The organism is Kitasatospora sp. NPDC087861, from assembly GCF_044742585.1.
GTDB lineage: Bacteria > Actinomycetota > Actinomycetes > Streptomycetales > Streptomycetaceae > Kitasatospora.
Map to the genome: position 1 here is coordinate 93,004 of NZ_JBIUUS010000005.1, position 12,729 is coordinate 105,732.

General features: G+C 74.4%; 11 protein-coding genes. 10 read left to right on the forward strand and 1 reads right to left on the reverse strand.

Annotation, left to right across the window (positions count from 1 at the left end; genetic code table 11):
- Positions 1–237 precede the first annotated feature (237 nt).
- The 5 genes from ACIOJE_RS09860 (at position 238) to ACIOJE_RS09880 (ending at position 6,612) form a co-directional block, all read left to right on the forward strand.
- Positions 238–3,123 carry a nitrate- and nitrite sensing domain-containing protein gene (locus ACIOJE_RS09860; RefSeq protein WP_400774771.1) on the forward strand — a complete coding sequence of 962 codons (2,886 nt, stop codon included), beginning with the start codon at positions 238–240 and terminating at the stop codon, positions 3,121–3,123.
- Positions 3,120–3,539 (forward strand): roadblock/LC7 domain-containing protein, encoded by a 420-nt coding sequence (locus tag ACIOJE_RS09865; RefSeq protein ID WP_063349983.1) that lies wholly within the window; start codon positions 3,120–3,122, stop codon positions 3,537–3,539. The genes ACIOJE_RS09860 and ACIOJE_RS09865 overlap by 4 nt, the downstream gene beginning before the upstream one ends.
- Before the next feature lie 206 nt (positions 3,540–3,745).
- Positions 3,746–4,177 (forward strand): DUF742 domain-containing protein, encoded by a 432-nt coding sequence (locus ACIOJE_RS09870; RefSeq protein ID WP_348534108.1) that lies wholly within the window; start codon positions 3,746–3,748, stop codon positions 4,175–4,177.
- Positions 4,158–4,793 (forward strand): GTP-binding protein, encoded by a 636-nt coding sequence (locus ACIOJE_RS09875; protein ID WP_400774775.1) that lies wholly within the window; start codon positions 4,158–4,160, stop codon positions 4,791–4,793. The genes ACIOJE_RS09870 and ACIOJE_RS09875 overlap by 20 nt, the downstream gene beginning before the upstream one ends.
- A 961-nt stretch (positions 4,794–5,754) precedes the next feature.
- Entirely contained in the window at positions 5,755–6,612 is an 858-nt protein-coding gene (locus tag ACIOJE_RS09880) for a winged helix-turn-helix domain-containing protein (protein WP_400774777.1), read from the forward strand.
- Between the two features lie 80 nt (positions 6,613–6,692).
- Here the strand turns inward: ACIOJE_RS09880 and ACIOJE_RS09885 are convergent, their stop codons facing one another.
- Positions 6,693–7,475, reverse strand: coding sequence for an IclR family transcriptional regulator (locus ACIOJE_RS09885; protein ID WP_400774779.1), 783 nt, complete (start codon positions 7,473–7,475; stop codon positions 6,693–6,695).
- Between the two features lie 424 nt (positions 7,476–7,899).
- Between ACIOJE_RS09885 and ACIOJE_RS09890 the strand changes: the two genes are divergently transcribed.
- The 5 genes from ACIOJE_RS09890 to ACIOJE_RS09910 all read left to right on the forward strand — a co-directional run bounded on the left by ACIOJE_RS09890 (position 7,900) and on the right by ACIOJE_RS09910 (position 12,727).
- Positions 7,900–8,922 (forward strand): ABC transporter substrate-binding protein, encoded by a 1,023-nt coding sequence (locus ACIOJE_RS09890; protein WP_400774782.1) that lies wholly within the window; start codon positions 7,900–7,902, stop codon positions 8,920–8,922.
- A 186-nt stretch (positions 8,923–9,108) separates the two neighbouring features.
- Positions 9,109–10,137, forward strand: a complete 1,029-nt coding sequence (locus tag ACIOJE_RS09895) for an NrtA/SsuA/CpmA family ABC transporter substrate-binding protein (protein WP_400774784.1) — start codon at positions 9,109–9,111, stop codon at positions 10,135–10,137.
- Positions 10,134–11,000 (forward strand): ABC transporter permease, encoded by an 867-nt coding sequence (locus tag ACIOJE_RS09900; RefSeq protein ID WP_400774786.1) that lies wholly within the window; start codon positions 10,134–10,136, stop codon positions 10,998–11,000. The genes ACIOJE_RS09895 and ACIOJE_RS09900 overlap by 4 nt, the downstream gene beginning before the upstream one ends.
- A complete protein-coding gene (locus tag ACIOJE_RS09905; protein ID WP_400774788.1) occupies positions 10,997–11,758 on the forward strand; it encodes an ABC transporter ATP-binding protein in 762 nt (253 codons plus the stop codon). Before ACIOJE_RS09900 ends, ACIOJE_RS09905 begins: the two co-directional genes overlap by 4 nt.
- Before the next feature lie 63 nt (positions 11,759–11,821).
- Positions 11,822–12,727, forward strand: coding sequence for an ABC transporter substrate-binding protein (locus tag ACIOJE_RS09910; protein WP_280679358.1), 906 nt, complete (start codon positions 11,822–11,824; stop codon positions 12,725–12,727).
- Positions 12,728–12,729: the final 2 nt, after the last annotated feature.

The window sequence follows — 12,729 nt, forward strand, 5'->3', positions numbered from 1 at the left end:
AGGGCGTAGTAGGCTCTCGCAGACCTGCGGCCGGGGGCCTCCTGGCCGCGCCCGATCCGACGACGTACGATCCACGCCGACCAGCTCCGAACCCAGTCCCGAACGCCGCCTCGAATCCAGTCCCGCGACCCGCCCCGCGACCCGCCCCGACTCCCGTCCGAATCCCGCTCCGCCGAGCCCCGCGGCTCCTCTCATCCGCTCCCCGTCCGCGCCTGGCACTTCCCGACCGAGGACTCCATGCGTCTGCGCAGCAGCTCGATCCGCGCGAAGATCATCGCGCTGCTCCTGGTGCCCATCGTCGCGCTCACCGCACTGTGGGTGTACGCGACCTTCGCCACCACCGGAGACGTCTGGGGCCAGCTGGAGATCAGCCGTACGTACAAGGAGTTCGGGACCCCGGTCGACCAGTACGCCACCGACCTGCAGAACGAGCGCCGCGCGGCCGTCCAGCGCCTGGCCGCCCCGAACTCGCAGGTCGCCGTGGACGTCTTCAACCACGCCAAGGCCGCCACCGACCGCAGCCTCGACGTCCTGCGGCAGAAGAAGGACCACGTCGGCGGCAAGCTCTCCACCGCGCAGCGCGGCCGCTTCCTGCAGATCCTCGCCGCCGCCGACCAGATCGAACCGCTGCGCGCCCAGGTCGGCCGCTCCGCGCTCAACTGGGAGTTCGCGCTGGAGCAGTACAGCGATCTGGTCAAGCCGGTGTTCGGCTTCCGGTCCGCCTACGTCGCCCGGCAGACCGGCCAACTCCCGCGCCAGGGGACGATCCTGATCGAGCTGGTGCGCGCCCGCGAGTACCTCGCCCAGGAGGACGCGGCGATGGAGGGCCTGCGCGTCGGCATCGCCAAGCCCACCGCCGAGCAGTACCAGGTCGCGCTGGACGCCCTGCACAACCAGCAGGCCCTGTTCACCGTCTACATCGCCGAGCTCGAACCCGCCGACCAGGCCGACTACGCCGCCCTGCGCGGAGGCGAGGCCTGGTCGGCGCTGGCCCGCGCCGAGGCGGACTTCGTCGGCGCCGGCGGCCCCGACCGGGTCGCCCAGGCGATCAACGGCGACTCCTGGCGGGAGACCGCCGACCGGGCGCTCGGGGATCTCGCCGCGATCAACTCCCGGATCGCCAACGGGATCGGCGAGCGTGAGCGGTCCGCCGCGATCGGAGCACTCTGGCGCGGCGGTATCGCCGGTGTGATCGGCCTGATCGCGGTCGTCCTGTCGGTGATGATCTCCTTCCGGATCGGACGGGGCCTGGCCCGCGAACTGATCGGGCTGCGCAACGCGGCCAACGAGCTGGCCGGCACCCGGCTGCCCTCCGTCATGCTGCGGCTGCGCCGCGGCGAGGCGGTGGACGTCGCGGCCGAGGCGCCCGAGCTGCGGTTCGGGCCGGCCGAGATCGGCCAGGTGGGGCAGGCCTTCAACGCGGTCCAGCGGGCCGCCGTCGAGGCCGCCGTCGAACAGGCCGAACTGCGGCGCGGCGTCTCGGCGGTGTTCGTCAACCTGGCCCGGCGCAGCCAGGTGCTGCTGCACCGCCAGCTCACCCTGCTCGACACCATGGAACGCCGCACCGAGGACCCGACCGAACTGGCGGACCTCTTCAAGGTCGACCACCTCACCACCCGGATGCGCCGCCACGCCGAGGGCCTGATCATCCTCGCCGGCGGCTCGCCCGGGCGCGCCTGGCGCAAGCCGGTCCGGATGGTGGACGTGGTCCGCGCGGCGGTCGGCGAGGTCGAGGACTACGCCCGGGTGATCGTCCGGCCCTTCCCCGGCACCGGCCTGCTCGGCAGCGCCGTCGCGGACGTCACCCACCTGATCGCCGAACTCGTCGAGAACGCGGCGGTGTTCTCCCCGCCGAGCACCCAGGTCACCGTCCAGGGCGAGGTGGTGGCGCACGGCTTCGCGCTGGAGATCGACGACCGCGGGCTCGGCCTGAGCGAGCAGCTGCTCGCCGAGACCAACGAACGCCTCGCCGTGGAGCAGGAGTTCGACCTGGCCGACACCGACCGGTTGGGCCTGTTCGTGGTCAGCCGGCTGGCCCGGCGGCACGGCATCCGGGTGCACCTTCGCCCGTCCCCGTACGGGGGGACGACGGCGGTGGTGCTGATCCCGCGCGAACTGCTCGCCGAGGCGCCGGACGGCCTGCCCGAGCCGCCGTCCGCCGGACAGCGGCCCGCTCCGGCCCGGCGCGGGCAGCGCGACCTGGTCGCCGTGCCCTCGCTCGCGGGCGGAGGAGGCGGCGGCGTCGGGGCGGACCGTGGCGGGGTGGACGGCGCGGCTCGGGGCGCCGCCGGCTCGGGCGCCGGGGCCGGGGCCGGGGCCGGGGCGGGGGCCGAGGCCGGGGACGGCGGACGGCAGCAGGGCAGCGGCGGCCCCCGGCCGTCCGCGCCCGAGCCGGGCCGGACGGCGGGCGGGCTGCCGCGACGGGCCTCGCGGACCAAGGGCGGGCCGGTGCTGGTGCCGGCGCCGTCCGCGCCCTCCTCGCCGTCTGCGCGGTTTGCGCCGTCCCTGGACGGCGAGGCCTCGCCGGGGACGGGGCGGCACCGCCGCGACGAGTCGGCGGGCGCCGCGGCCGCCTTCGTGGACGGTCCCACGGACGCGCCGGTGGACGCGCCGGTGGACGCGCCGCTGGACGCCGCCCCGCGGACCCCGGGCGGCCTGCCCCGGCGGGTCCGGCAGGCGAACCTCGCACCGCAGCTCAAGGAGCAGTTGAAGGAACGCCTCCGGGAGCGTGCGGACACCGGGCCCGAGGACCAGGCCGCCGTGGCCGCTCGGGAGGCCCGGGACGCCGAGCGGGCGCGCGAGCGCTCGCCCGAGGAGGCGCGGGCCACCTTCGCCTCCTTCCAGCGCGGCTTCACCCGCGGGCGCGGCGCCGCCCCGCCGGCGGCCCCGGCGAGCGCCCGGCCCGCCGCCGTACCCGCCTGGCAGCCGCCGGACCCGTCCCGGCGGGCGATCAGCCCGGCCCCCGCCCCGGCGGCGCTGCCCGCGCCGTCGGACGGTGCCCGGGCGTCGCTCGCCCGCCGGGTGCCGCCCGGCCAGCCGGTCCGGCTGAACCCGGCGCCCGTACCACCTGCAGCATCTGCACCACCCGCACCACCCGCTTCAGCGGAAGGAACTGATTCATGACCACTTCGACGCAGCCGTCCGGGGACCTCAACTGGCTCCTGGACGACCTGGTGGGACGCGTCGCGGCCCTGCGGCACGCGGTGATCCTCTCCAGCGACGGCCTGGCCACCGGCGCCTCCCGCGACCTCGACCGCGAGGACGCCGAGCACCTCGCCGCCGTCGCGGCCGGGTTCCACAGCCTGGCCAAGGGCGCCGGCGGGCACTTCAAGGTCGGTGGGGTCCGCCAGACCATGGTGGAGCTGGACGAGGCGTTCCTGTTCATCACGGCCGCCGGCGACGGCAGCTGCCTGGCCGTCCTGAGCGAGGCCGAGGCGGACATCGGCCAGATCGCCTACGAGATGGCGCTGCTGGTCAAGCGGGTCGGCGAGCACCTGGCCGCCGAGCCGCGCACCGAAGCCGCCCCGCCGGGGAGATGAGCGGTCCGATGACGGATCCGAAGGCGAAGGCGGCGGGGCGGCCCGGGCCGGACGGGCCCTCCGGGCTGCCCGCGTCGTCTGCGCCGTCCGGACCCGAGGTGCCGGTCGGTCCGGACGCGTCGGTCGGTGCGGACGCGCCGGGGGCTTCGGGGGTCTCGGAGTCGTCGGCGGCATCGGGCGTGTCGGGAGTGTCGGGGACGGCGCAGGTGGGTCAGGACGCGTCCGAGGCCGACCTGTTCCGCCCGCGCACCCCGGTCGACGACCGCTGGTTCGACGACGAGGCCGGCCCGGTGGTGCGGCTCTACTCGATGACCCGCGGCCGCACCCGGCCGGTCGAGGAGGGCCTGTTCGACCTGATCTCGCTGATCACCGCCGCCGAGCCCGGGCCGAACGCGGGGGCCGTGCCCGCGCACGTCCTCGACCCGGAGCACCAGACCATCCTGGCCTGGTGCCGCCGCGAGCCGCTGTCCGTCGCCGAACTGGGCTCCTACACCGACCTGCCGGTCAGCGTCGTCCGGGTGCTGCTCGGCGACCTCTACGACGCCGAGCTGATCAGCGTCACCCGACCCGTTCCGCTCGCCGAGCTGCCGGACGAGCGCCTGCTGCGAGACGTGATCAATGGACTCCGTGCGCTCTGACCATGATGGCGACACCCCGGGCGGCCGCGCCAACGACCCGCGCTGGCGCGGCGGTCCGGGCGTCGCGGTGAAGATCCTGGTGGCGGGCGGCTTCGGCGCGGGCAAGACCACGCTGGTCGGCTCGGTGAGCGAGATCCGGCCGCTGCGCACCGAGGAGGAGCTCAGCGAACTGGGCCGCCCGGTCGACGACACCTCGGGCGTGGAGGCGAAGCGGACCACCACCGTGGCGATGGACTTCGGCCGGATCGACCTGCGGCCCGGACTCGCGCTCTACCTGTTCGGCACGCCCGGGCAGGACCGGTTCTGGTTCGTCTGGGACGAGTTGGCGCGTGGCGCGCTCGGCGCACTGGTGCTCGCGGACACCCGGCGGCTGGCCGACTGCTTCCCCTCGGTCGACTTCTTCGAGCAGCGCGGCATCCCGTTCGTGGTCGCGGTGAACTGCTTCGACGGCACCGAGCGGTTCGCCCCGGACGAGGTCCGGGACGCCCTCGACCTCGACCCGGACATCCCCGTACTGCTGTGCGACGCGCGCCTACGGGAGGACGGGAAGGACCTCCTGGTCGCACTCGTCGAGCACGCTGCCGCCCGTCGCAACCGCGCCCCGGCCCGGGCCTGACGGAGCTTTGTCCGGCCTCCGCCCGAGTCATACCCCGGCCGTACCCCGGCCGTACCCCGGCCGCACCCCGGCCGTGCCCGGCCGTACCCCGGGTGCGCTCGGGCCGTGCCCGGCCGAGAATGGTCGCGCATCGGCCGGGCACGGCACCCGCGCAGAGGCTCCACAGAGCCTTCGACCCGACTGACGTCTCATTCGGCTGTCCGCATCCCGGACGTTCGGCGCGCTGAAGGTTGCCTAGACCGGCGCGGCGTGGAAGGCTCTGGGCACGAAAGCCGCCCGGCCATGCCGTCGGGAGGGCCGGAAACGTTCCGTTCACGCAGGCGCGCACCGACGATGGCGCGCCGTCGCACAGAGCCAGGGGGAGGGCAGCAGGATGACCGTCGGCCAGCGACGCGCCACCACCGATCCCGCCCCCGTCACGCCGGTACTCACCGTCCGCCGCTACATCGACCAGGCGCTGATCTGCAGCGCCTGTTGTCGCTGACCGGCCGGCCCCTTCCCGGTTCGTCCCCGACGCTCCCGGCCCACCCGGCCGCCGTCTGACGCACCGCCAAACCCGTCGACCAGGCCGTAACGGACCCGCCCCATCCGGCGCGCCCGCGGCCGCCGATCCGGCCCCGCCTCGCGGAGAGACCACCAGTGAACATCGCCTGCACCAGCCCCGCCCCCGGCATCGCCGGCCGTCCCCGCACGACCGGGGCGGCCTCCGCGATGCGCGCCGGTGGACTGGCCAGGGGGTGGAACGGGCGCGCGGACCGCGTCGGGGACGGCCACCAGGGTCGCCTCGACCTTGAGCCGTTCTGGCCGTCCCGGCAGCCGCACCTGTTCGATCAGACGTGTCCGGGCTCGCCCAGCGCGTCCCGGCCCTCCGCAGGCTGATTCCGGATCAGCCCCGCAGCACGCCCGGTCGACGCGCAGACGACTCCACCCCGTCCGTCACGCGCGAAATGAGCGGCACACCATGTCTTCCTCTTCCACCGCCACCCTGCCCCTGCCCACCGCGACCCCGCACCTGCGCGCGGTCCGCTCGGTCCCCGGCGTCATCCCGGCCGGCCCCGGCGCCGCCGGCGCTCCGGGCTCCTCCGCCTCCCCGCACTCGCACGGCGCGCCGGCCGCGGAACGATGGCCCGGCGCTCCGGTCCGGCCCTCCCACGCGGCCCCGTCCCGTCCGGCGGGCGCGGGAGTCGTGCCCCAGCCGGGCGCGCTCCTCCCGCCGGCTCCGCAGGCCCTGCTCGCCGCGCTGCCCGAGGGGGCGACCGTCGTCGCCGCCTTGCCGCAGGGCGCGCTGCCGCAGGGTCTACTCGCCCAGTACGGCGCGCAGTTCGGCGGCTCCACCGGGAGTCCGATGGTCGGGTACCTGGTGCTCGTGCCGGCCGACAGCCCGGTGGTGGCGACCGCTCCGGCGGCGGTGGCCAGCGGTGCGTCCACTCGCTCCTCCCTCGGTGGACCCTCGGGCGTGCCCGGCGGTGCGCCCGCTGGTGTGCCGGGCGGTGTGTCCGCGCCCGTCGGCGTCCGTCCGGTCCGCCCGGCCGGGCGCGGGATCGCCGTCGACACCGAGCGGCGCAACGCCTACGTCGACGGGCGGCTGCTCGACCTCACGTACCTCGAGTTCGAGCTGCTCGCGCACCTCACCGAGCACCCGCAGCGGGTGCACACCCGGGACCACCTGGTCTCGGCGGTGTGGGGCTACGGGCACGTCGGCGACGGCCGCACGGTCGACGTGCACGTCGCCCGGCTGCGCCGCAAGCTCGGACCGGCCTACCGCGACACCATCGTGACGGTCCGCCGGGTCGGCTACAAGTACACCCCGGCCAACTGATCGGCCATCGGCGCCCTGTCGCAGCGGACTGCCCGTTCTCCCGTGGAACGGGCGGTCCGCTGCACTGATTTGACTGTCAGTCAGGCACGTTGATCGGGAGGTAGGAGCAGGACGGCGAGCGCGTCGGCGCAGGCGCGGGCGTGGCCGAGGAACCAGTCCAGGCGGTCGTCGGTCAGGTGTGCCGGGGTCGAGCGGACCGCGAGCGCGAACCGGGCCTGCCCCGCGCCGTCCAGGACGGGCACGGCCACCGTCCGCACCCCGGCGGCCGACTCGCCGTCGTTGAGCGCGTGCCCGGCGGACCGGACCTTCGCCAACTCCTCGTCGAGCAGCGCCGGTTCGGTGATCGTCCGGTCGGTGAACGACGGCAGCGGACCGAGCGCCGACACCGTCGGCTCGCCCGGGCGCGGCCAGGCCAGCAGCACCTTGCCGAGCGCCGTGGAGTGCAGCGGCCGGCGCAAGCCGAGACCGGTGTCCGGGCGGACGGAGGCCCCCACCAGGATCACCGCGTGCGGACCGCTGCGGATCGCGAGGTCGGCGGTCGCGCCGGTACGCCGGGACAGCCGGTCCAGCTCGGGTGCGGCCAGGTGCAGACCGCGCTGGTGGAAGGTGAGTTGGCCGAGTTCGGCGACCGCCGGGCCGAGCCGGTAGCGCGCGGTCTGCTCGTCCTGCTCCAGGAAACCGGCGCTGACCAGCGTCCGGGCCAGCCGGTGCGCGGTGGAGACCGAGAGGTCCATGCGGCGGGCCAGGTCGGAGGCGCTCAGGCCGGGGCCGTTGTCGTGGAAACAGTGCAGCAGCCCCAGCGCGCGCTGGACGGCCTGCGCGCCGGCCGGCGGGCTCTGGACGGCGGTGGCGGCCTCGGCCATGGCACCTCGCGTTTCGGTTCGGGAATCCGGCTGGACCACCGGTGAGGAGTCTCAGCGTAGGGCAGCGGGTGCTGCGGGATTGTGTCGACGACGTTGCAATGGAATGGCGTTGATGAACAAGTGATCCCACCATGTGGCAAAACCTTGCCCCCGGCTCGTCCGGCGTGGAACGCTCCTCACATCGCGCCGGACGCCCCGTCCGGCGCACCACCGCACCCCCAGCCCGCAGGAAGGAGCGACGCCGTGACGACCCACCGGTGCCTCGCCTCCTGCGCGTGTTGTCGCTGACGCTCCCCTCGCGCCGTACGTTCCGGCGTGCCCGCACCGTTCAACTCCCCGACGCTCCGGGACCCGTGACCCGTGTGGCGTGCCCAGCCCCGCAGCCTTCCGGCGCCCGCCGAAGCCCTCCGTAGAGGACCACACCGTGCCCAGCCGTTCCCCCAGCGCCCCCGACACCCTCTGGTTCACCCGCTGCCCGGTGCCCACCGCCACCGGGATCGCCGCCGACCAGGGGCGGCTCGCACGCGAGTTCGCCGCAGACGGGATCGCCGTCCGCTCGCTCCAGGACGCCCCGCCGGAGGTGGCCGCCGACCATCACTACACCCACGCGCTCACCGGACTGTTCCGCGAGGGCGGCAACGTTCCGGCGCTGTGGGCCCGTTCGCGGGGCGAGGAGACCCGGCTGATCGGCCTCACCTGGATCGAGGAGCGCCAGGTGGTCCTGGTCCGGGCCGGCAGCGGCGTGACCGGGCCCGGCCAACTGCGCGGTCTGCGGCTGGCGATCCCACATCATGAGATCGGCATCGACTTCTGGCGGGCCATGGCCCTGGCCGGCTTCCGCGGCGCCCTGAGCCTCGCCGGACTCACCCTGGACGATGCCGAACTGGTCGACGTCCCCGGTGCCCCCGGCGGCGGGCAGTGGGCCGCCGAACTGGCCGCACTGCGGGACGGCGTGGTGGACGCCGTGTACGTGAAGGGGGCGCTGGCCGTCGAGGCGGCCCGCCGGATCGGGGCGGAGGTGGCCGTGGAACTGGACGCCGTGCCGGAGCGCCGGGCCCGGGTCAACAACGGGACGCCGCGACCGGTCACCGTCCACCAGCGGCTGCTGGACGAGCGGCCGGAACTGGTCGCCCGCTTCCTCGTTGTGCTGCTGGAGGCCGCGGACTGGGCGGCCGAGCACCCGGCGGAGGTGGTGCGGATCCTGCAGGCCGAGACCGGCGCGGGCGCCGAGGGCGTGGCCGGGGCGTACGCACCGGGCAGCCACCGCACGCTGCACCTGGACCTCTCGGCGGAGCGCCTGGAACTGCTGGCGCAGCAGGAACGATTCCTCGGGGAGCGGGGATTCCTCGCCGCCCCGGTCGACATCCGCACCTGGGCCGACCCGGAGCCGCTGCGCGCCGCCCACGAGCTGCTGCGCGAACGGCGCCGCGCCACGGCGGGCGGCTGAGCGCCGGGCCGCTCGGCGGTGCCCGGCCCGGCTTGCTCGCGGCACCCGGTCCAGCTTGCGGCGGCCCTGCGCCTCCAGCCGGCCGACAGATCACAACTAACAGATGTCAGCGGACAGATTTCAGATTTCAGATAACAGATTTTGAAAGTTGTCAGCTATCACCTGTCCTTCGTTTGGAGACCCCCCGTGAACACCTCCCGCCTCGCCCTCGCCGCCACCGCGCTGCTCGCCTCCACCGCACTGGCCGCCTGCGGCTCGTCCGCCGACGGGGCCAAGGACTCCGCCGACGGCGGGGCCGGCGGTAAGGCCGACGTGGTGCTCCGCCTGCCGGACCCCGGGAACAACGGGTTCCTCGCCCGTGGCAAGAAGGACGGCTCGCTGGACAAGGCCCTGGCCGCCGTCCACGCCAAGGTCGCCTGGACCGGCAGCGCCGGCCCGTTCGCCCCCGCCGCGCAGGCCCTCTCCGCCGACCAACTGGACGTCGCCCAGGGCTCGATCACCTCGGCCGTGGCCGCGCTCGCCCAGAAGCCCGGCTTCAAGCTGTTCGCCCAGACCGCGCCCGACGGCGTCGGCGAGGGGATCCTGGTGAAGAACGACTCGCCCATCAAGACCGTCCAGGACCTGGTCGGCCGCAAGGTCGCCGTCGCCCAGGGCGGTACCGCCGAGTACCTGCTGCTCAAGGCACTGGAGAAGAACGGCGTCCCGGCCGACAAGGTCGAACGGGTCTACCTGCGCGCCGACCAGACGGCCGGCGTCTTCAACTCCGGCCAGGTGGACGCCTGGGCGACCTGGAACACCTTCTCCACGCCCACCATCGCCAACGCCGGGGCGCACTTCCTGGTCAACGGCAAGGAGGTCGGCTCCGACAACTACGCCGTCTGGGCCGTGCGCAACGGCTTCGCCGACAAGCACCCCGAGGTGGTCGAGACCTTCTACACCTACCTGCGCGAGAACGGCCTCAAGGAGAAGGCCGACCCGGCCGCCTACCTCAACGTCTTCACCGACTCCGGTCCGACCGCCGTCACCCCCGCCGAGAAGGACATCGCGGTGAACGTCAGTGGGCAGGGCGCCGCCGCGGACGCCATCACCGACACCGACACAGCCCGCTTCGGCACCGTCGCCCGGTTCTTCGCCGACCAGAAGGTCACCAAGCAGCTCGTGGACGTCAAGCCCTACCTGATCGACATCAACAAGCTCGGGGACGGTGCCAAGTGACCACGGCCGCCCCCGAACGCACCGCCGACGACACCCGAGCCGCCCTCGACGCCGGACTGGTCACCCCGCACACCAGACGGTCCAGGCCCCGCCCGCGCGCCCTCGCCGTGATCCTGCGCACCCTGGGCCCGCTCGCCCTGCTCGGCGGCTGGGCACTCGCCTCCGCCACCGGCGCCCTCACCCAGGACGTCCTCGCCTCGCCCGCCCAGGTCGCCGAAGCCGTCGGCGAGTTGTGGGGCAATGGCCAGCTCACCGACGCCCTCGGCGTCTCCCTCACCCGGGCCGGCCTCGGCCTGTTCTTCGGCGCCACCACCGGGCTGGTGCTCGGCGTGGTCACCGGCTTCACCAGGCTCGGCGAGGAGCTGCTCGACTCCGCGATCCAGGTACTGCGCACCGTCCCGTTCCTGGCGCTGGTGCCGTTGTTCATGGTGTGGTTCGGTATCACCGAGACCGCGAAGGTCGCCCTGATCGGCGTCGCCACCAGCTTCCCGATGTACGTGTCCACCTCCGGCGGTGTCCGCAACACCGACCGCAAGCTGGTCGAGGCGATGCGCAGCTTCGGGCTCGGCCGCTGGGCCATCGTGCGCACCGTCGTCCTGCCCGGCGCGCTGCCCGCCCTGCTGTCGGGGCTGCGCCTGTCCATGACGCTCAGCGTGATCGCCCTGATCGCCGCCGAGGAGATCAACTCCACCGAGGGGATCGGGTACTTGATGGCCCAGGCACAGAACTACTCGCGCACCGACATCCTCGCCGTCTGCATCCTGATCTACGGACTGCTCGGCCTCACCGCCGACGCCGTCGTCCGGGTCCTGGAACGCCTCCTGATGCCGTGGCGCCAGGCCGTCCAGGGAGCAGCCCGATGAGCACCACGTCCGTGACCGCCACGTCCACGACCGTCACGTCCGTGACCGCCACGTCCACGGCCACCACCCCGGCGGTCCATCTACGCGGCCTGCGCCGGGTGTTCGGCACCCGGGCCGTCCTCGACGGCGTCGATCTCTCCATCGCCCGAGGCGAGTTCGTCGCCCTGTTGGGCGCCAGCGGAACCGGCAAGACCACCCTGCTGCGTATCCTCGGCGCGCTCGACCAGGCCGACGAGGGCACCGTGCTCGTTCCGCCGGTCCGTACGGTGGTCTTCCAGGAGCCCCGACTCGTCCCGTCCAAGCGGGTGCTGGCCAACGTCACGGTCGGTCTGCCGCGCGGCGCCGCGACCCGGGAGACCGGACTCAAGGCGCTCGCCGAGGTCGGCCTGGAGAAGCACGCGGACGCCTGGCCGGCCACTCTCTCGGGAGGCGAGGCGCAACGTGTCGCCCTCGCCCGGGCGCTCGTCCGCGAACCCCAACTGCTGCTTCTCGACGAGCCGTTCGCCGCGCTGGACGCGCTCACCCGACTGCGCATGCAGGACCTGGTCGGCGACCTGGTCCGCCGCCACCGTCCCGCCGTGCTCCTGGTCACCCACGACGTGGAGGAGGCCGTCCGGCTCGCCGACCGCGTCGCCGTCCTGCGCGACGGCCTGCTCGTGCGCGACGAACCGGTCACCGTCGACCACCCCCGCGACCCCGCCGACCCGGCCTTCGCCGACCTGCGCCGCCGACTGCTCGCCGACCTCGGCGTCCACTGATCCGCCGGCCGCCCACCGATCCGTTCCGAAGCAACCCACGCCCGCACCACCGGAGTTGAACAGATGACCGTGACCCTCGGCGTCCACGCCAGCAACCCCTCGCTCTACTACCTCGCCCGCCTGCCCTACCTGGACGAGGAGTTGGCCCCGCTCGGCGAGACCGGCGCCTTCCACCACTACGCCGACGGCACCCGCACCGGCGCGCTGCTCGCCGACGGCACCATCGACTTCGGCGGCACGGGTTCGACCCCGCCGGTCACCGCCCAGGCGGCCGGCCACGACCTGGTGTACGCGGCGGTCTCCGCGCCCCGCCCCGACCACGGCGCCCTGCTGGTGCTGGACTCCGGCCCGGTCCGGACGGTGGCGGACCTCAGGGGCGGCACCGTCGTGCTCGGCATCGGATCCTGGCAGACCCACCTGCTCGCCAAGGCCCTGCTCACGCAGGGACTTTCGTATGCCGAGGACATCACTCCGGTGCGCCCGGCGGCCGATGAGGACCAGGCGCAGCGCCTGCGCGACGGTGAGATCGCGGGGTGGATCGCCCAGGGCGCCGAACTCGCCGCCGCCCGCCGCAGCGGCGGCTTTCGCGAGCTGATCCGCACCGGCGACGTCATCACCGACCGCTCGGTGTTCTTCACCCGCCGTGCCTTCGCGACCGGGCGCCCCGAGGTGGTCGCCGCGATCGCCACCGCGCTGCGCCGGGCGGACGCCTGGGTGTCCGTCCACCCGGCCGAGGCGGCCGCGATCGCGGCGGAGCAGCTGGGCGGCTCGGCCGGCGACTGGCAGACCGCGCTGGAGGCGCTGCCGTGGCAACTGGAGCCCGCCACCGCCGGGTTCATCGCCGAGCAGCAGGAGGCCGCGGACATCTTCCACGGGGTCGGGTTCATCGACCGGGCGCTGACCGTCGCCGACGCCCATCTGCCCGAGCTGGAGGCCCCGGTGGCCGCCGCGCTCGCCAAGGCGGTCTGAGC